This is a genomic window from Pseudomonas sp. LP_7_YM (assembly GCF_004364435.1).
Classification (GTDB): Bacteria; Pseudomonadota; Gammaproteobacteria; order Pseudomonadales; family Pseudomonadaceae; genus Aquipseudomonas.
Map to the genome: position 1 here is coordinate 699421 of NZ_SOCT01000002.1, position 19517 is coordinate 718937.

Genomic DNA, 19517 nt, shown 5'->3' on the forward strand with positions numbered 1-19517 from the left:
GGGATCTCCATCAGACATCGGCGATGTATTGCTTGAGTTGCTCACGGGTGGTTTGCAGAATGCGCTCGGCCAGCTGCGGATCTTTGGCACTGCGAGCCAGCACCAACGCACCTACCAGCCCCGACAGGAGCATCAAACTCTTATCGCCAGCCTGCGGCACTGTCGACATACCGGCTTCAAGCTCGGACAACACCTGGTGGATCAACTTGTCGGTGCTCTCACTGGGCTGACCACGCTGGCCCAACTCCGCCGACATGGTGGGCAGGGGGCAGCCCCACTCAGGGTGATCACGGTGTTCGGACGTCAGGTACATATCAACAAAGGCCAAGGCCGAATGATCATCCGCCAACGTTTGGGCTCTTAACCCTTCGACCTGATCCATCGCACAACGCAGGGCTTTTTCGACCAAGTCATCCTTGGATTTGAAATGGGCATAAAAACCACCGTGGGTCAGACCCAACGCTTTCATCAGCGGCTGCAAACCGGTGGCGCCGATGCCATCACGGCGAAAGCGCGCGGCGGCTTCGTGGAGAATGCGATGATGGGTTTGGGCTTTGTGATCTTCGGCGTAACGCATTGGACGAGCCTCCCGACTTTGGCCCTTTAAGGGTACGAGACATTTTTACACGTATAGCAAGCCTATGCAGTACCCCCTTTTTCGGGTTGCATGGCCATTGGTCAAAAGGGCATTCAGTCAGGGCGAGCCCCGTCACGCTGTGTGTCTGCCCAAATGGCCGGGTCTGCGTTCGCTGCCAATTCAGCGAGAAATGCTTGAGGTGAGCGCAGAGCAAGCTCGGTCTTCTTTGACTTGGCAACGTTGAAATAGCGCAACGAACTCCACAATGAATAATCACCGACCATGTAGAAACGCCGTTTGGCTCGGGTTAACGCGACATTCAGCAGGTTCGGCTTGGAAGATGCCCATTGGGCGGCACCCGGTTTTTCAGCGTCGACACCCAGCACCATGAAAACGGTGTCCTGCTCTCTACCCTGGAAGGTATGCACAGTCCCGATATGGGTTTTCAGCCAGGCATTTAGTGTGTTGGCAGGCAGTTCCCTGAATTGACCATCGACACTCCAGTCAGTACGGCGGAGCCTGTTTTGCAATTCCTGACGAATCGCCTTGAAGGGGGAAATCACGAATAGCGCCGGCAATGCGCCGTCTCGCTGATAGAGCTGTTTGAGCACATGCACCATAAAATCGATCTGTTGCGGCACAACCTGCTTGTGTTCGGTTTTGCCAGCCATGTCGATCCAGCAGCTGTCGCAGTGCACAGGCGAGGCGTTCGCTGCCGTGCGACTCGGCAATCCGAATACCATCTTGTCCGAGTATGCGATGGAATTCGACAAGCTGAACATCGGTTCCAGGCAGCGCCGGTGCACCCGTAAAGGGCTGCCGATCCAGTGCAGCGTGTCATCTTCTCCTTCAGCGTAGCTTCCATAAGCGTTAGCCCGATCAGCGAGACTTTGTACCGAAACCCGATGCGGCGCGTATTGCTCGTCGGCAGTATGACTATCGACCTGGCTCAACGCCGTGATCAGACGCGCCGGAAGGGTGAAAACAGGCTCTATCTGCAAGGGATCGCCGACGATGACAGCCCTTTTTGCACGCCACAGGCCACCGACTGCTGCCTGCGGCACCGCTTGGCCCGCTTCGTCTATATAAAGCCAACCCAGAGAGTTCGGGCCCAGTCCCTGAAACTGATTGGCGAAAGATGCGAAGGTGGTAGAGATGACGGGGACAATCATAAACAGGCTTTGCCAGATCGGCAGGACATGGTCTGCATTTTCGGGCTTCTGGTTTTGCAACAGGTGCGAGAGAGCAAAGATGTTCCCGCCAAAGCCGCCGCCTTTTTTGCCGGTTTCCGCAAGCCATGCCTGATGCAGGTTCAGTGCAGCGGCGAACAGGCCCGAGCGCAAGGTGTTCATGGCCGCATCGTGCCAGAGCCCATGTATCTGGAAATAGTCATCTTCAAGTTGTGCCAGATCCGTCGGCAGAAGTGGTTCGCCTATTTGTGCGATGAGGCTTTCCCATTCCGTCACCAGATCCAGCCACTCAAGTCGTCGGCTTTCCAGCAGTTGCCGGGCGCTAGCGCTGGCAGCCGTGCACCCCTGCAGACTGTCTTCCAACCGGTTTGACAGATCGAATTTCAGCAGTGCAATTTTTTCCCGCATACGTTGTTGCTTGCTTGCGTTTTCAACCCTTTCGCTGTTGTAGGCCTTCGCTGAAGCCAGATTGAACAGACGCGCGACCCATCCCGGTCGCTTACGGTCGATCAGGCGTTCGTCTTCCCGAAGTTCATCCATAACCTGTTGCTCAGTGCAGAGGGATGCTTGTGCGTCGGTGATAGCGGTTTGCGCTTGCGTCAGCGATCGTTGCGCTTGATCGCTTGCGGTTTGTTGTTCGGCCAGAAATTGATGTTGGTCTGTTTGAGCAATAAGTAATGCGAGTTCGGCCAAGCGACTGCGCGCTATCAGCGCTTGTGTGACATCGGCGTCCGCCTTACGGAATTCAGCTGCAGCATGTTCGAACGCTTGGCCGGAATAATTTTTCAACCAGTGCCAGAGGTTCGCAGGCTGTTCAGGGTGTGGCGTTTCAAATGAATCATACATGACGCGATCACAGAATTTTTTCCGGTTACGCGAATTGCCCAACGCACAACTGATCAGTCCCCAAGGCATATCCTGGTCGGAAGGCGATCGGACATTTCCCTTTTCCGACACGATGGCAAGGTTATGGGCTACGGGCTGGAGATACGAAAAGGTTTTCCAGTCTTGACCCAGTTCCTTGCGCTTGGGCATGTCGACGGAGATGTTTTCAACCGCAGCGTTGTTGGAGGACGCCACGACCATTTCAAAGCCAGTCAACTCATCGATCAAAGGCCGGATATGGGTTTTTTCCGATCTTCCGCGAAAGCTGACTGACACTGCCCCTTTCTTGAACGCGTCTTTGGCTGAGCGCAGATTCGACAGGACACGACCTCTTCGCACGATATTTTCCGCGAACAAATCCCGGAGCAACGTTGTTTTTCCAGTGCCAGGCGGTCCATTGACGGAGAAGATCCCCGATTCACCCAGCTGTTGCCGCATTGCATTGATCGCGAACTGCTGTCGTTGACTCATGGCATATCTGGGATCGGCCAACCAATGGCCGGCATTCATGCGCTCAGGCCGCAATGTTGCGAAGAGGGTCTGCCGGCCTTTCTCACTGAAAAGATCGACACGGCCGGACTCTACTCCGGGCATCAGGAACTGGCGCAAAGCCTCCGGAACATGCCCGTTACGCACGCTATTGATCGTTCGCTCGATGTCCTTGATATAAAAACTGTTGAGGATATCGATTTCAGGTTCGGTCTCTTCATCTGCAGCTACTTCCGGGGAGTGCGGCGAGACCGGTTCATCGCTTGAAGCTTCGTCCGTTTGGTCGGGGGAAGCGTCAGGCTCATTCGCCACTTTCGCCTTGCCCGGTCTGGGCTCATGTGCAATTACTTCGAGTACCGCCACAGGTTGATTGCCCTCGGGCTGGAAAACGGCCCAGCTGCAAAGAATTTCATGCAGACGCAGAACTTCCATCGCACTCAGAGGCAAATCCGTATGGTGTTTGCGGTTGCTCAGGAAATTCTTCAGGCGCACCTGAAGTTCTCCCTTGGCAGTTTCAAAACTGTCGAATGCCAGGGCATCCAGTCCTTTCTGCGCCAAGGTGCCCAGTGCCCAGGGCAGGGCCGACACAGAAACAGTCTCGAGTTGGGGTACCCCTTGGCTATTCAGGCGGAGTTTGGCGAAACAGGTTTCACCGTCCAGCTCCGTGCGTTCATCCTCTTCAAAGATATTGAAAGAAGTGCGCTGAAGTTCAGCAGAAATATGACGCTCACAGAATGACGAAATGCTCGATTTGTCGAATACACCCATGTAGAGGTTATAGCCGCTGATGTTCATCTGACGAGGCGGGCTAAAGGTTCTCCACCCGTCGTCAAATGACAGGGATAAAAGCTCGACTGATAACTTGCGGGTTTGCCACTTTTCCTTATCGCTGATTTGCTGATCCAACCCGAACGGTATGAAGAACTCGATTTTGTGCCAGTAATCGAGAATACCTAGAATTCGTTGCCGTTCCTTATCCACCAAAACCTGATTCCTTGCACTGGGCTAATATGGATCCGATTGTACAAGATTGGCGTTTTACTAACCTATGCCGACGTACTACCTCGGCCCCATGATTTTGGCCAATACATCTGGCCGGGGCGCGCCCTGCTGTTGCTGCAGGTGGCCATTTTCGTCCTTATAGAAAATCGCTGGCGTGGAAGACAGTCCCATCTCTTCCATCAGCTTCAGGTTGGCGTCGAGCCTGGCTTGAATATCCTTCGGAATGCTGGACATGGCTTCAAGCGTGCTGCTCTTGCCTGCCTGCTCGTGCTTTTGCAGGGCCAGTTCCGGGTTGGCGTCATTCAGCAACGTGGCGGCCTTCGCGGCGCTGTCCTCGCGAATAATGCCAACCATGATGTGACGCAACTGGACCTTGCCCGATTTGACCCAGGGCCGGGCCTGCTCCCAGAACATGTTGCAGTACGGGCAATTGGCGTCGCTGAACAGGTAAATGACTTTCGGCGCGGTTTTGGCGCCGTCGGCGATCCAGGTGCTGCTTTCCATCTGGCTCCACATTTGCCTGCTCATGGGCTCATAGACCAGCTTCTGCAGCGGCGCTTCGCTCAGGTCTTCGCCCTTTTCATCGAACAGATTGCCAGCCAGCACATGCTTGCCATCGGACGTCAGATACAGCGCCATTGCCTGTGTCTGATACTCGGCTGCGTAGCCTTTCAGGCCACCGGGCGCGTCAAAAGTACCCTTGATCGTCGCACCCTTGGCTTGGAGTGCCTTGATGGGGGCGGGCAATTCTTCAGCCTGTAACAATGCGCTTTGCACAGTCAGCAGGCCCATGGCGCCGAGCATGAAGGGTCGCATGAATCTCATCGTGTGTTCCTTGGAATAGAGGGCTGTGAAACGGAAGACGGCTTCGGGTCGCTGACATTATCCAGATAGTGCTCCAGGCTGGCGTTGGACAATTCGCCTGTATGACTTCCCGACAAGCTTCCGGCTGCGTTGTAGAAAAGCGTGGTTGGCAGCACGGCGGCCCCGACCTGTCGAGCCAGTTCAGCGGTGTCATCGAACAAAACGTTGTCCAGGTGCACGTTCTGCCTGATGAAGAATGTCGCTACTTCACGGCGATCTTCTGCCTGATTGACGAACAGGAAAACCACCTCGGGATTGGCCTGCTGGGCGGCCTGCAGTACCGGCATCTCGCGGCGGCATGGCGGGCACCATGTGGCCCAGAGATTGATCACCAGCGCCTTGCCTTGATAGTCGCTTAGCGATACGGACTCGCCCGCGGCGTTAAGCAGTGTTACCTCAGGCAGGCGCGCATCTTCGTGCTCGTTTAGCGCCAGGCCAGCGAGCCACCAGAACACTACACCGCTTGCTACACCCACGCCCAAGGGGGCGCGTAGTGCTGGCCGTTTCCAGCCATGTAACAGCGTGCTGATCAGAACGGCTGTCACGCCGGGCCAGACCAGAAAGCCGCCGTCGCGAATATCAATAATGTCCAAAGGGTGACTTTGATATTGCCTCCAGTAGGTAATCACGAAGCCCAGCCTGGCAACTACCAGCCCCAGTACGAACAAGCCGAACAATACGCTCTCAGGATTGACCCGTTGCCGACGTCCTGCGAGCCAGCCTGCCAGTGTGGCCAGCGCCAGAGCAATTAGCAGCAGTAAATGATTGATCGCCAGCGCGAACGGGCCGAGGGTAACGCTCAGCATCAGCCCCGCTCCCGTGTGGCCTGCCACTGTGCGATGAACGCACCGGCATCGACTTCGCCAGTGAGGCGCCGGTCACGTCGTTCGTTTCCGTCGGGACCCAGCCACAGCAGCGTCGGTGGCCCGGGCACTTGATAACGTTTGAGCAAATCGCGGTTGGCGTCGTTGTCAGCAGTCACGTCCAGGCGCAACAGACGTACGCCATTGAGCGCGTGAATGACTTCGCTTTTGCCGAAAACGGATTTCTCCATGATTTTGCAGGAGGTGCACCAGTCGGCGTAGTAATCCACCAGCACCCACTGGCTGGCTGACGTCGCTGCGGCCAGTTCGCGGTCCAGGGCGGCAGGGTCGTTGAGTGTGACGAAGGCGCCGTTGGGTTCGCCGGCCCTTTCCTGGCGGGATCCGCTGTAAACCTTCAATGGCTGCCAGGGATCATCGGCGCCACCGGCAGCGCCGATCAGCAGCATTGCGCCCCACAACCCGAGAATCAGGCCTGCGGGCGCGCAGAGCCTGGCAGCCCATTTCAAGTTCCGCGTCTGCGTCACGGCGCTGAACCCTTCGATCAATAACAAGGCGCCCAGCGATGCAAGCCATAGGCTTTCAGGCAGCAGTGGCCGGACCATGATCAGCGCCGTACCCAGCAGCACAAAGCCGAAGACACCCTTGACCAGATCCATCCACGCGCCCGGCCTGGGCAGGAAACGGTTGCCGACCGTGACCAACAGTAACAGCGGCAGACCAATCCCCAGGCCCATGACGAACAGCGCCAGTGCGCCGTGTACGGCATTACCGCTCTGAGCGATGTAAAGCAATGCCCCCGCCAGGGGGGCTGTCATGCAAGGCCCGACCATCAATCCCGATACAGCGCCCAGCACTCCAGCGCCTAGCAGGCTGCCGCTCCGGCGCTGACGCCCCGTGTCTTCCAGTCGGTCGCGCACAAATGCGGGCAGTTGCAGCTCGAAAAAACCGAACATCGGCAGGGACAGGACGACGAACAGGCCAGCGAAGCTGCCGAGCAGCCAGGGTTGTTGCAGCGTCGATTGCAGATTGCCGCCCAGCAGCGCTGCCACGACACCCAGCCCCGCGTAAATCAACGCCATGCTCAGCACGTAGACACTGGCAAGCGCAAAGCCTCGACGGGCACTGGCATCGCTGCCGACTACCACGCCAGCCAGAATGGGCAGCATCGGCAATGAACAAGGTGTGAAAGCCAGCAGCAGGCCCAGTCCGAAGAAGATCAGCAGGCTCCAGCCCAAAGAGCGTTCCTGCAGGGCAACGGCCAGCGCCTGATCGGGTGCCTGACGGTCGTTCACGTTGCTGCTGCCAGCGCCCAGATCGACAGTCCGGGTTTGCGGCGGATAACACAGACCCGCATCGGCACAGCCTTGCCAACCGACGGTGACCTGCCCGCTGGCGGACGCCGGAATCACCAGCTCAAGACCTTGGCGGTACACCTGCTGCGCGCCGAAATACTCGTCGTTGTGCGCTTGCCCGGCGGGAAGGGAAGGTTGCTGATTGATGCTCAGACCCTCGAACTTGAGACGTTTCTGATAGAGGTAGTAACCCTGCGCGATTTGCCAGTACAGACGAGTTTCACCGGTGTCCAGTCGCTCCGAGCTGAACAAGAAGGCCTGCCCGACCGGCAGGAAATCAGGCTTCTTGAACAGATCCCCACCCGGCAATGCCTGCGCCAACAGCGGAAACAAAAGAAGCACCAAAACCCACACCCTGCGCATGCCAAACCCCGGCCAGTCATCAAAGCCTGCGAGCCTGACGGGCAGTGATTAACAGGTGATTAACGGTAGCGTCAGAGGGCCGCTGACACACGGGTCCCCAGAGATGCGAGGGCGGATCATGCATAATCGGCCCTTAATCCGAGCCTGTTCCACTTGCCTTTTTTTCGAGGCCACCCATGCACGTATTGCTCTGTGAAGACGACGATCTGATTGCCAGCGGCATCGTGGCCGGCCTCGACGCCCAAGGTCTGACCGTGGACCGTGTGGCCACTGCATCGGCTGCACGGGCGATGCTCTCGGCGGCGCATTTCGATGTGATGATCCTGGACCTGGGCCTGCCGGACGAAGACGGTCTCAAGCTGCTGCGCCAGTTGCGTCAACAAGGCGTTGACACTCCCGTACTGATCCTCACCGCGCGCGACACGGTCACCGATCGCGTCGACGGTCTGCAGGCGGGCGCCGACGATTACTTGCTCAAGCCCTTCGACCTGCGCGAATTGAGTGCGCGGCTGCACACTCTGGTCCGGCGTATGGCCGGACGCAGTGTCAACGTTATCGAGCACGGCCTGCTGACTTACGATCCCAGCAGCCGGGAGACCCGTCTGGCAGGGCAGGCGGTGGACTTGTCGCGCCGCGAGCAGGCGTTGCTGCAGGCCCTGCTCAACAACCATGGCCGCGTGCTGTCCGGCGAGCAGCTCAAGGATTGCGTTTATGGTTTTGGCGACGAGGTCGAGAGTAACGCGCTCAACGTCCATATCCACCACCTGCGGCGCAAACTGGGAGGCGGCATCATCGAAACCGTACGCGGCCTGGGTTATCGGTTGGGGCCTGCCGGTGATCCGGAGCAACAGCGATGATGAGCCTCAGAACGCGCCTCAGCCTGACGCTGGGCTCGGCGTTCATCGTGATCTGGGTGCTTGCGGCCGCCTGGATGCTGCGCGACCTGCGCACGCAGATGATGGAATCCCTCGACCAGCGTCTGCAAGCGTCGGCGCGCATGGTGTCCGGGTTGCTGGAGCAAATGCAGATGCCCAGCGACAACGACGGCAAAACCCTGCATGCCGGTGAGTTGAGCATTCCGGACGGCATGGCCTGCCAGCTCAGTTCCTTGCGCGGGCAGGTGCTGGCACGCACCGAGAGTTCGCCGGCCGAACCTTTGAAAGCAGACTCCAGCGGTTTCGTCGACCAGATGATCAATGGCGAACACTGGCGGGTGTACACCATGATGCACGGCAATGTGCGTGTGAGTACGGCGGATCGGCAGATCGAACGGGATGTGTTGGGGCGCTCGGTGCTGCTCGCCGCTTCGCTTCCCGTGTTGGTGGCATTGTTCGGTAGCCTGATTCTGGTCTGGTTCGGGATTGGTCGCGGCCTGGCGCCGTTGAACCGGATGCGCGATGCATTGAACCGGCACAGTGCCGATTCGGTCGAGCCGCTGGATGTACCCCACCTGCCCAGCGAATTACAGCCCTTGCTCAAGAGTCAGAATCAGCTGTTCCAGCGTATCGCCGAGACCCTCGAACGCGAACGCAGGCTCACGGGTGATGCCGCCCACGAGTTGCGCAGCCCGCTGACGGCCATCAAGACTCATCTGCAGGTTGCGCGCATGACCGAAGGCGACAAGCGCGACAGGGCGCTGGCCCATGCGGAGGAGGGCACCGATCGCATGCACCGCACGCTGGAGCAACTGCTGTTGCTGGCGCGGGTCGAGGGCAGCCTCTCCTTCGATGACGGCGTGCAGTGCGATGCCGAGAAAGTCGCGAGGCTGGCGATTCACGACGCCAGCCATGGCGATGAACAGCGTATCGAACTGATTATGCCTGTGCAGTTATCCACCGCACCGGTGGAGATGCCGGCGGCGCTGGCGGTCGCGGCCTTGCGCAACCTGCTGGACAACGCATTGCGTCACACCCAGGCCGGGGAGCGGGTGGAGTTGAGTCTGGAGACGTTCGATGGTCAGGCGCATTTCCGCGTTCGGGATTACGGTCCCGGCATTCCTGAACCGGATCTAGACAAGATGACCCAGCGCTTCTGGCGTAACGGCAAGAGCCCCGGTGCCGGGCTTGGCCTGGCGATTGTGCAGGCTATCGTGCAGCGCTGCGCCTGCTCTTTGAAATTCGACAGCCGCCACGATGGGCTGAGGGTGGAGTTGAGCATGCCGTTGCGAAGGGATGGTTGACTCGAGGCTTGCAGGCCGGCATGCGTGTGCCGGCCTTATTGGCGCAGAGTGTTTGATAAGCACTGACATGCATGTGAGCCGGTGTCGCTTTTCGGAACGAAACCCTGTGCCTCTGCCCGTCAGAAAACGCTGAAACAGCGACCATCCCTCCGACAACTCTTTGATTCTGCTTCTTAATCCCGGACAATCGCGGCCCTTTCCCTGTAGAGAACCGGTCAGAAGCGCTGACTGCCGAGCTTTTCGACGCGCTTTTGACTTTGTAGCTATCACCGGCAACGGAGAAATCGACCGGATGAATGATCAGGCCAACAGCGTCGAACAACGCATTGACGAAGCGTCCGCGGGCGTGGCGACGAGCATGACCCCCTGGCATCGCCACGACACCACCTGGATGCTTGGATTGTTTGGCACCGCCGTCGGTGCAGGCACTCTGTTCCTGCCGATCAACGCAGGTATCGGTGGGTTCTGGCCTTTGCTGATTCTTGCGCTGCTGGCGTTTCCGATGACTTTCTATGCCCACCGCGGTTTGACCCGCTTTGTGCTGTCGGGGCGTGAAGGTGCCGACATCACCGAAGTGGTCGAAGAGCATTTCGGCAAGAAGGCCGGGGCGTTGATCACCTTGCTGTATTTCTTCGCGGTGTTTCCGATCCTACTGATCTACAGCGTGGCACTGACCAATACCGTCACCAGCTTCATGGAGCATCAGTTGCATGTTCAACCACCGCCACGCGCGGTGCTGGCATTTGTGCTGATCCTGGGTCTGCTGGCTGTGGTGCGTTGTGGCGAGCAGCTCATCGTCAAGGCCATGAGCCTGATGGTGTACCCGTTCATCGTTGCGCTGCTGTTTCTCGCGGTATTCCTGATCCCGCACTGGACCGGCGGCATTCTCACAACAGCGACCCGCGTGCCCGCACCGTCAGCCCTGTTGCCTACCCTGTGGCTGGCGATTCCGGTGATGGTGTTCTCGTTCAACCATTCGCCCATCATTTCCGCGTTCGCTGTCGACCAGAAGCGTCGCTACGGCGAACATGCCGATCAGCGCAGTTCACAGATCCTGGCCCGCGCCCACGGCTTGATGGTTGTAATGGTGCTGTTCTTCGTCTTCAGTTGCGTGCTGACGCTGTCCCCTGAGCAACTGGCCGAGGCGAAGGCGCAGAATCTTTCGATCCTGTCCTATCTGGCCAACCATTTCAGCAATCCGACCATCGCCTTCGCAGCACCCTTGATTGCGTTCGTGGCCATTACCAAATCGTTCCTGGGCCACTACATCGGCGCCAGCGAGGGTCTCAAGGGGCTGGTGGTGAAGACTGGCCGCCGTCCGTCGCCGAAGGCGCTGGATCGTCTGACTGCAGGTTTCATGCTGGTGGTCTGCTGGTTGGTGGCAACGCTTAACCCGAGCATCCTCGGCATGATCGAAACCCTGGGCGGCCCGGTCATCGCAGCGCTGCTGTTCCTAATGCCGATGTACGCGGTGCGCAAAGTGCCAGCCATGCGCCGATACGCGGGCAAACTGTCCAACGTGTTCGTGGTGGTGGTCGGGCTGGTATCGATTTCGGCGCTGGTCTACTCGTTGATGCCGTGACCCTGCTGCGGCGATCACGTGTTCAAGAGGTGATCGCCGTCTTCATCAGCGTGGAATCAGGGCTCAGGCGATGGTGTCGACCACGCCCCCGTCTACGCGCAAGGCCGCGCCACTGGTGGCAGAAGCCTGCTTCGACGACACGTACACCACCATATTGGCCACTTCCTCGATGCTCGCCGCTCGCTGGATGATCGAACTGGGGCGATGCTCCATGACGAAGGCTGCCGCGCAGTCTTCAAGCGCTTTGCCGGTCTTCTCCACTTCATCTTTGAGCATGTCGGTCATCCCCTCCGACAGGGTAGGGCCGGGCAGCACGGCGTTGACAGTCACGCCCGTGCCTGCCAGACGTTTGGCCAGGCCTCGGGAGATCGACAGATTGGAGGTCTTGGTGAGTCCGTAATGGATCATGTCTGCCGGGATATTCAACGCTGACTCGGACGAAATGAACACGATGCGACCCCAACCGCGTTTAGCCATTTCATCGGCATAAGCACGTGACAGTCGCACACCGGACATCACGTTGACGTCGAAGAAGCGCTGCCATACATCGTCCGGCGTATCGAAGAAATCCTGCGGCCCATAAATGCCGACGTTGTTGATCAGGATATCGACCTGTGGCACAGCTTTAATCAGCGCTTCGCAACCCTCGGCGGTGCCCACGTCCGTAGCGACGCCACGCAGTCGCGCATCCGACACTTCCCTCTTCAGGCGCTCGAGCGCTTTATCGACCGCATCCTGCTTGCGGCCATTGATGACCACCTCGGCACCGGCTTCGGCAAGGCCCTTAGCAATGGCATAACCGATGCCCAGCGTCGAACCTGTTACCAGAGCGGTTTTGCCGGTCAAATCGATTTTCATCTCGCAGATCTCCATTAAGGTTGAAAAAAAAGATGGAGTGCTGAAATCGGCATGGGTTCACGCCGATGCTGATCGGGTATTCTGGCCGTCGACTCACGCCAGGTTGACTTTCGAGGACGCAATGCAATGAGTGGCAGGAACTCACTCCAACTCTCCCTACGCCAGGCAACACCCGAAGATGCGTTGCGCATTGGCGTGTTGGGCATGCAGGTTTTTCTCGATACCTACGCCACTGAAGGCATTCGTGACTCATTGGCTCGCCAAGCGCTGAGGTCTTTTTCCACTGAGACCATTTTGGACTTGATGGCGCGTGCCGATACGTCTTTCATCGTCGCGCAAACCCAAGGGCATTTGCTCGGCTTCGCGCAACTCGCTGCACAGACCGACCATCCGATGATCCGCAGCCCACAGGCCGCTGAACTGCAACGGCTTTACGTTCAGGAGCGCTTCACGGGGTACGGACTCGGCTGGCGCCTGCTGGCATTTGCCGAACGGCAAGCCTGCTTGAAAAAGGCGTCGATGCTGTGGGCAACGGTGTGGGTCGGCAATCCCAGGGCCTTGGCGTTTTACCCACGGCAGGGCTACGCGCATATCGGTTCACCGGTTTACACGCTGCAGAATGAGACGCATGAGAACGCATTGTTCCGAAAGATGCTTTAAGCCCACGTGCCAGGGTACGGACCCCGAATGACGACCTAGAGCATGTTGAGCAGCGGGGAAAGCACCGCTGTAAGCCCGAGGATGCAGGCAATCATCTGCACGTAATAGTGAAAGCGTCGGTAGCTGCGCTCGTTATTGCGTTTGTCGTAGTGATCGACGATGTGCGAAAGCATTGACAGTGATACAGCGAACAGACAACCCGCGGCCAGCCAGGCGGGCAGGCCGTGCAGATGTGTGCCGTGGCGCCGGTGGAAAATGAACAGGTCGTTCCGCCAGACCCCGTAGATCGTGGTGGCGCAGCCGGGTTGACGGGCTTTTGCGTCTGCCGCTGGATAACGGTGCGCTTGCTCACCAAGGCTAACTCCACCCCCTTAAAACATGGCGGCTGTACGACGTTTCAGCCTGTCACCGTGCGATTGCGTCCTTGATGCTTGGCCGCGTAAAGCGCGCTGTCGGCGCGTTCGATGAGTGCTTCCATGCTCGGACATTCCTGAGCCCCACAGCCGTAGACGCCCAGACTGATGCTGACGATGCCCTCCGGGTTACCCCGGTGTTCGATGGCCCGAGCCAGTACTGTCAGGCGGATTTTCTCGGCGAGCCTGTAGGCGCCCTGGACTTCACTGTGCGGCAGAAACACGGCCATCTCTTCGCCGCCGTAGCGCACCGCCAGGTCGCCTGTGCGATTGAGGTTGCCGCGAATGCACTCAGCTACGGCAGCGATGCATTTATCGCCGGCCACGTGTCCGTAGTTATCGTTGTAGGTTTTGAAGAAGTCGATATCGATCAGGATCAGGCTCAGCGGATGCTGATTCGGGTGGCCGCTGACGAATTCCAGCCCCAGTATTTCCTGAAAGTGGCGACGGTTGGCCAAGCCAGTCAGTCCATCCTGCAACGCGAGTTTTTCAAGCGAATGGCTGGCGATGCGCAGTTGTGATTCGGCGTTCAGGCCGAAGCGGATCTGCTGGAACAGCAAAACCCCGAACAACAGGTTGGCCACCACAACACACATGATGATCGCCAGCGAGCGCCAGGCATACTGGCGCCACTCCCCCAGCACTTCCTCCTCGGACAACCCGGCCAATACCACCAACGGGTAACGGTCCAGACGTTTGTAGCCATACCGGCGGAGTTGCTGGTCGAGGATCGAGCGGACCGTTGCCGTGCCTTCGTAGCGCTCTTTGAGGTATTTGCTGAACAGTTCGCTGTCGGCAATCGACACGCCCCGCAGGTTTTCCTGGATCGGGCGACGCGCCAGAATGGTGCCGTCGGCCATCGCCAGCGTGAGGACGCCTTTCTTGCCGATGTCAAATCGATCAAAAAAACGGTCGAAATAGGCAAGCTCAAGTGTTGCCAGCACGACACCTGCAAAATTTCCCGCGGAGTCATTGACCCGGCGCGAGATCGGGATGACCCACTCGCCGGTCGTGCGGCTGCGAATGGCGGGGCTGATGTGCGGCAGGATGCTATCGAAAGATTTGTGAAAACGGAAATACTCCCGGTCGGCGTTGTCGGCGTTGTCCGGCATGCGGTTCAGCGATGTGGCCGCCCAGTTGCCTTCCTTGTCATAGATGAACAACCCCTGGACCTGCTCGACGCTGGCAGCGGTGACGCGCAGGAAGTCATGCATCCGTGAGCTGGTGGCGGCGCCGAAGCCGTCGAAGGAAAGCCGCTCGACGATGCCGGCTACCGGGATTTCGGCCTGATCGAACGCATCATCCGCTTGCTGCGCCATCGAGCGAGACAGGTTGGCGACCGTAGTGTCAGCGATTTCCAGTTCGTGATTGCGGGCCTGGCGCAATTGCCACAAGGTAATGGTGGTGATGGATAAGCACACCAGGACAGTAAAAAATCCCGCCAGCCACAGCACAGGCATGCGCTTCAGACGCCGGTTTCTGGCATCGAAGACTGTTCCTTCTACTTGTCTCAAGCCTCGCCCTCACTGACGTCTACGATTAACACCCGTCGATGTGCCAAACACCCCATGCTGGGTGACACACGCTATCGCAACAGCGACCGTCTGACACAGCGTAGGACAAGTATGGGATTTTGAAGGGAAAATTCTTTCGGCATTAGAATCTCGCAGAGAACGAGTCGGCCCTTTCGCGAGCAAGCTTGCTCCCACAGTAGATTCGCCGCACATGGCCAGGCTTAGGTGTACGGGGTGTGCCGTTGCGGCCATAGGTAAACCAGGGTCGCTGCCGATGCGGGCCTTTGAGGGTCATGCCCGGTATGATCGAGCCATCTACCCGACCACGGTGCGACATGAATTCTCCGGATTCCGGCAAAGTTATCTCCCCCGTCACCGCCCCCTGCGATCGCGATCGTCTGTCCACGTCCCTGCTGGGCGGCGGTTGCGAACCTGACCCGCGCTTTACCCTGGCCAACGAGCGCACTTTTTTGGCGTGGATTCGCACGGCGCTGGCGTTCCTCGCCGGGGGCATTGCGGTCGAGGCTTTCGCGGGCGATGTCTTCAGCCCCGGCTTGCGACGTGCGGTGGCGTTATCGCTGCTGGTGCTGGCGATGTTGGTCAGCGCCAGTGCCTGCATTCGCTGGCTGAAAGTCGAGCGCGCCATGCGTCTGCGCAAGCCGCTGCCCTTACCGGTGCTCGTGCCGGTTCTGTCACTGGGCGGCGCGCTGGTGGCGGCAGGGCTCATCGTCTTTCTCACATACGGCGCAGCATGAACCGTCGCGGGCCGCTGGTTGCGGGTCACGACGATCCGGGCCTGCAACCGGAACGCACACTGCTGGCCTGGCGCCGCACGCTGATGACCTTACTGGTGGTCTGCACGATCTTCCTGCGCTGGATTCCGCATTTTGGCATGATCGCGCTGCTACCGATCATGATCTCGCTGGTGGCGGGCATCTTGATCCAGATCGCCCTCAATGCGCGTTATCGCAAAAGCAGCAAAGGCCTCAAGCAGGAGCGTATACCCGCGCCGTTTCGGGAGGTTGTGGTATTGGCCGGCACAGTGATCGTCTTGAGTGGCGTGGGCATTTATGCGGTGGGATTCGGCTAACAGCCTCAGAAACCAACAGAGCCTACCGACCAGGCACCACACAACGCTGAGCGCGAATTCATTCGCAAGACGCATCAGGCGACAGAGAATTGGACCCTGCCACCCTTCACGATGAATGCACTCCCATCATCTACTGTGAAGCAGCCATCAATAAGCTGCGACTATCCCATCCTTGCGCGGGTCGGTTCCGCCCACATAGCCGTGAGCCGTGCGCTGGATGATCTGCGCGCCGCCAAAGGCGAACACGCCGCTCGGGTCCTCTATCTCCACTTCATGCCCTTTGGCGCGCAGTTCTTCGATCACCAGAGGATCGAACGAGCGCTCTACCGCAACTTTCAACCCCGCTTCCAGGCGCCAGCGCGGGGCGTCGGCAGCGGCTTGCGGGTTCTGTTTGTAGCGCAGGATACGCATCATCATCTGCAGATGACCCTGGGCCTGCATCGGGCCGCCCATCAGGCCGAAGGACATCAGCGGCGTGCCATCGGCGTTCATCACAAAGCCCGGAATGATGGTGTGGAAAGGGCGTTTACCCGGCGCGACGGTGTTGACGTGTTCAGGATCAAGGCTGAAGCCTGCGCCGCGATTTTGCAGGCTGATACCGGTGCCCGGCACCACCACCCCGGACCCGAAGCCCATGTAATTGGACTGGATAAACGAGACCATCATGCCGCTCTCGTCGGCTGTCGACAGGTACACCGTGCCGCCTGCCTTGGGCGCGCCGTGCAGCGGATCGGCGGCCTGTTCGGTGACCAGTGCGGCGCGTTCCTTAAGGTAGCTCGGGGCCAGCAGGTGCTCCGAGGCGACGCGCATGTGCTCGTTGTCGGCGACATGCTGGGCAAGGTCGGCCAGCGCCAGTTTCATGGCTTCTAGCACCGGGTGCACGGTCTCGACGCTGTCCACCGGGTGCTCGCCGACGCCCAGCGCTTCGAGCATGGTCAGGCCGGCCAGCGTGGCGATGCCCTGGCCATTGGGCGGCAGTTCGTGAACCATGGCTCCGGCGTAAGGCACGGAAAGGGTGTCAATCCAGTCGACGCTGTGGCTCGCCAGATCGTCCAGGCTCATGACGCTGCCATTGATATGGGCATGGGCAATGATCTGCTGGGCCAGCTCGCCACGATAAAACGACTCACCTTTGGTTTCGGCGATCAGCTCCAGGGTCTTGGCATGATCCGCAAGCTTGACCTTCTCCCCGGCGTTCGGCGCTTTGCCGCCCTGCAGGAAGCACTCGGCAAAGCCCGGTTGATCCTTCAGCAGTGCCGCACCACGACGCCACAGTTCGGCAATGATCGGCGTGACCTGATAGCCATCGCGAGCGTAGCCGATGGCGGGTTCGGCGAGGGTGGCGAAGGGCAGTTTGCCGTAGCGCTCGGACAATGCGACCCAGGCCGACACGGCGCCGGGAACGGTCACTGCACCCCAGCCGCGCTGGGGCATTTCTGTCTGCCCGGCGAAGTGCTCCGGGATCCAGGCTTGCGGCGAGCGCCCGGAAGCATTCAGGCCTTGCAGCTGCTTGCCGTCCCAGACGATGGCGAAGGCATCGCTGCCGATGCCACAGCCCGTGGGCTCGACCACGGTTAGCACCATGGCCGCAGCAATCGCAGCATCCACGGCGTTGCCGCCACGGCGTAGCATGTCGAGCCCGGCCTGAGCAGCCAGCGGTTGCGAGCAGGCGACCATGTTGTTGCCCATCACCGGCGAGCGGGCGGAGGCGTAGGGTTGGCTGTAATCCAGATCATCGAACATGAGGTTGTCTCTTCGGCAGTTGATCAACTTTAAAAAGAAGCGGGTCGGTTTCTTCAGTATGCGGCGTCAGCTTTTTGGATCGAGGGCATCTCGCAAGCCGTCGCCCAGCAGGTTGAAGCACAACACCGTGATGTAGATTGCCACGCCCGGCGCGATGGACATCCAGGGTGCCTGCTCCATGAAGTTTTTTGCAGTGTTGAGCATCGAGCCCCAGGACGGCGAGGGCGGCTGTTGGCCCAGGCCCAGGAACGAGAGGCTGGCCTCGGCCAGAATCGCAGACGCAATGGTCAGCGTGGCTTGGACCACCAGTGGCGATAATACGTTGGGCAAAACGTAACGCAGGATAATCCAACGGTCCGGCAGGCCAATGGCCCGGGCGCCTTCCAGATAATCCTCGTGGCGGATCGCCAGAACCTGACCGCGGGTCAGTCGGGAGAAAATCGGCATCGCCGACAAGCCGATGGCGATCATCGCGTTGGTCAGGCTTGGGCCGAGAAACGCCCCGAGCGCGATGGCCAGTACCAGAAACGGGCACGACAGCAGCGCCTCCATGATGCGCGAGATCACTGCGTCCAGCTTGCCGCCGAAATAACCGGCCAACAGCCCCAGGGGCACGCCGATGATCATCGCAATGGCAACGGAAACGCCACCGGCCAGCAGCGAGCTGCGCGCGCCCCACAACAACCGGGAGAACAGATCGCGCCCGAGTTCGTCGGTGCCCAGCCAGTACATCAGCGAAGGGGCCTTGCGCACCGCGAGGAAATTGGCCTTGAGCGGGTCGTGAGGCGCAATCCACGGCGCTAGCAGCGCGGCGAGGATGAACGCGATCAGCACCACCGCACCGACCACCGCGCCCTTGTTGGCGAGGAATTTCTTCACGAACGGCGAGCGCATACGCGGCTTCAATGACTTCTTGACGGGCACAGCAGGATTGACGGCAATCGAGCTCATCAGGCAGTCCTCAGGCGCGGGTTGATCAGGCGATACAGCACGTCGGCCAGCAGGTTCAGCAACAGGAAACCAATGGCCACGCACAGCACCACCCCTTGCACCACGGCGTAATCGCGATTGAACACGGCGTCGACGATCATCTTGCCGAAACCGGGAATGCTGAACACCTGCTCGGTGAGTACTGCGCCGCCGAGCAATTCACCAAACAGCAGGGTGGTCAGGGTGACAATGGGCATCAGCGCGTTACGCAGCGCGTGCTTGAGGATCACCGTGCGCGGGAACAGCCCCTTGGCCCGTGCCGTCCGTACATAATCTGCCCGCAGCACTTCGAGCATGGCGCTGCGGGTGTGGCGCATCAGCACACCGGAGAGCCCTGCGCCGAGCACGAAGGCCGGGAGGATCAAGGTCTTGAGGTTCTGCCCCACGTCTTCGCCCAGCGGCACGAAACCGGAGGCGGGCAGCCATTGCAGTTTCACGGCGAAGATCATGATCAGCAAAATCCCCAGCCAGAAGTGCGGAATGGAAATGCCCGACAGGGCGAATACGTTGGCCGCATAGTCGGTGGCCGTGCCCTTGCGCACCGCCGAAATCACCCCGGTGGGAATACCGATCCCCAGTGCGATGATCAACGCCAGCACGGCCAGCTCGATGGTCACTGGCAGCTTGGACGCCAGCAACGTGGTCACCGGTTGCTCAGTGCGCAGCGAGGTGCCTAAATCACCTTGCAGCACATTGCCGACCCAATGGACGTACTGCACCGGCAGAGGATCGTTGAGCCGATACTTTTCGCGCAGGTATTCCATGACAGCCGGATCACGTTCCTCACCGGCCATGGCCTGCACCGGATCGCCCGGCAGCAGCTTCTGCAGGGTGAAGACGAACAGCGAAACCAGAATCAGCGTTGGAAGCGCACTGATCAGGCGTCGCAGGATGAAAGTCAGCATGACGATTCCTCGTGGCCGCAACGGTTGTCCACAGCGT

Annotated in this window: 17 protein-coding genes; 6 read left to right on the forward strand and 11 right to left on the reverse strand. The window is 59.4% G+C overall.

Features of this window, described 5'->3' with window-relative positions:
* Positions 1-10: 10 nt before the first annotated feature.
* The 5 genes from EC915_RS08270 to dsbD all read right to left on the reverse strand — a co-directional run bounded on the left by EC915_RS08270 (position 11) and on the right by dsbD (position 7546).
* Positions 11-577 carry a TetR/AcrR family transcriptional regulator gene (locus EC915_RS08270; RefSeq protein WP_133750035.1) on the reverse strand — a complete coding sequence of 189 codons (567 nt, stop codon included), beginning with the start codon at positions 575-577 and terminating at the stop codon, positions 11-13.
* Between the two features lie 113 nt (positions 578-690).
* Positions 691-4122 carry a DEAD/DEAH box helicase gene (locus tag EC915_RS08275; protein WP_256658688.1) on the reverse strand — a complete coding sequence of 1144 codons (3432 nt, stop codon included), beginning with the start codon at positions 4120-4122 and terminating at the stop codon, positions 691-693.
* Between the two features lie 78 nt (positions 4123-4200).
* Positions 4201-4968, reverse strand: a complete 768-nt coding sequence (dsbG, locus tag EC915_RS08280; protein WP_372237859.1) for a thiol:disulfide interchange protein DsbG — start codon at positions 4966-4968, stop codon at positions 4201-4203.
* On the reverse strand, positions 4965-5813 hold the full coding sequence (locus EC915_RS08285; RefSeq protein ID WP_133750037.1) for a TlpA disulfide reductase family protein: 849 nt from the start codon (positions 5811-5813) through the stop codon (positions 4965-4967). Before EC915_RS08285 ends, dsbG begins: the two co-directional genes overlap by 4 nt.
* On the reverse strand, positions 5813-7546 hold the full coding sequence (gene dsbD, locus EC915_RS08290; RefSeq protein WP_133750038.1) for a protein-disulfide reductase DsbD: 1734 nt from the start codon (positions 7544-7546) through the stop codon (positions 5813-5815). Before dsbD ends, EC915_RS08285 begins: the two co-directional genes overlap by 1 nt.
* A 176-nt stretch (positions 7547-7722) precedes the next feature.
* Here dsbD and EC915_RS08295 point away from each other — a divergent pair, with 176 nt between their 5' ends.
* The 3 genes from EC915_RS08295 to EC915_RS08305 all read left to right on the forward strand — a co-directional run bounded on the left by EC915_RS08295 (position 7723) and on the right by EC915_RS08305 (position 11307).
* Positions 7723-8403, forward strand: a complete 681-nt coding sequence (locus tag EC915_RS08295; protein ID WP_133750039.1) for a response regulator — start codon at positions 7723-7725, stop codon at positions 8401-8403.
* On the forward strand, positions 8400-9725 hold the full coding sequence (locus EC915_RS08300; RefSeq protein ID WP_133750040.1) for an ATP-binding protein: 1326 nt from the start codon (positions 8400-8402) through the stop codon (positions 9723-9725). The genes EC915_RS08295 and EC915_RS08300 overlap by 4 nt, the downstream gene beginning before the upstream one ends.
* A gap of 292 nt (positions 9726-10017) precedes the next feature.
* A complete protein-coding gene (locus EC915_RS08305; RefSeq protein ID WP_133750041.1) occupies positions 10018-11307 on the forward strand; it encodes a serine/threonine transporter in 1290 nt (429 codons plus the stop codon).
* Between the two features lie 63 nt (positions 11308-11370).
* Here the strand turns inward: EC915_RS08305 and EC915_RS08310 are convergent, their stop codons facing one another.
* Positions 11371-12165, reverse strand: a complete 795-nt coding sequence (locus EC915_RS08310) for an SDR family NAD(P)-dependent oxidoreductase (RefSeq protein ID WP_133750042.1) — start codon at positions 12163-12165, stop codon at positions 11371-11373.
* 126 nt (positions 12166-12291) lie between these two features.
* Here EC915_RS08310 and EC915_RS08315 point away from each other — a divergent pair, with 126 nt between their 5' ends.
* Entirely contained in the window at positions 12292-12825 is a 534-nt protein-coding gene (locus EC915_RS08315; protein ID WP_133750043.1) for a GNAT family N-acetyltransferase, read from the forward strand.
* Between the two features lie 35 nt (positions 12826-12860).
* Here EC915_RS08315 and EC915_RS24795 read toward each other — a convergent pair whose 3' ends face one another.
* A complete protein-coding gene (locus EC915_RS24795; RefSeq protein WP_166650943.1) occupies positions 12861-12998 on the reverse strand; it encodes a hypothetical protein in 138 nt (45 codons plus the stop codon).
* Positions 12999-13222: 224 nt separating this feature from the next.
* Positions 13223-14752: a sensor domain-containing diguanylate cyclase gene (locus EC915_RS08320; RefSeq protein ID WP_133750044.1), complete on the reverse strand. Its 1530-nt coding sequence runs from the start codon at positions 14750-14752 to the stop codon at positions 13223-13225.
* A 335-nt stretch (positions 14753-15087) separates the two neighbouring features.
* On the opposite strand from EC915_RS08320, the gene EC915_RS08325 reads away from it, so the two are divergent.
* Together EC915_RS08325 and EC915_RS08330 are read left to right on the forward strand one after the other, a co-directional pair.
* Positions 15088-15507: a YidH family protein gene (locus tag EC915_RS08325; protein ID WP_133750045.1), complete on the forward strand. Its 420-nt coding sequence runs from the start codon at positions 15088-15090 to the stop codon at positions 15505-15507.
* Positions 15504-15842: a DUF202 domain-containing protein gene (locus EC915_RS08330; protein ID WP_133750046.1), complete on the forward strand. Its 339-nt coding sequence runs from the start codon at positions 15504-15506 to the stop codon at positions 15840-15842. The genes EC915_RS08325 and EC915_RS08330 overlap by 4 nt, the downstream gene beginning before the upstream one ends.
* A gap of 147 nt (positions 15843-15989) precedes the next feature.
* Here the strand turns inward: EC915_RS08330 and EC915_RS08335 are convergent, their stop codons facing one another.
* From EC915_RS08335 to EC915_RS08345, 3 genes are all read right to left on the reverse strand, one after another.
* Positions 15990-17585 (reverse strand): gamma-glutamyltransferase family protein, encoded by a 1596-nt coding sequence (locus tag EC915_RS08335; protein ID WP_133750047.1) that lies wholly within the window; start codon positions 17583-17585, stop codon positions 15990-15992.
* 66 nt (positions 17586-17651) lie between these two features.
* On the reverse strand, positions 17652-18536 hold the full coding sequence (locus EC915_RS08340; protein WP_133750048.1) for an ABC transporter permease: 885 nt from the start codon (positions 18534-18536) through the stop codon (positions 17652-17654).
* Entirely contained in the window at positions 18536-19480 is a 945-nt protein-coding gene (locus EC915_RS08345; protein WP_133750049.1) for an ABC transporter permease, read from the reverse strand. Before EC915_RS08345 ends, EC915_RS08340 begins: the two co-directional genes overlap by 1 nt.
* Between the last annotated feature and the right edge of the window lie 37 nt (positions 19481-19517).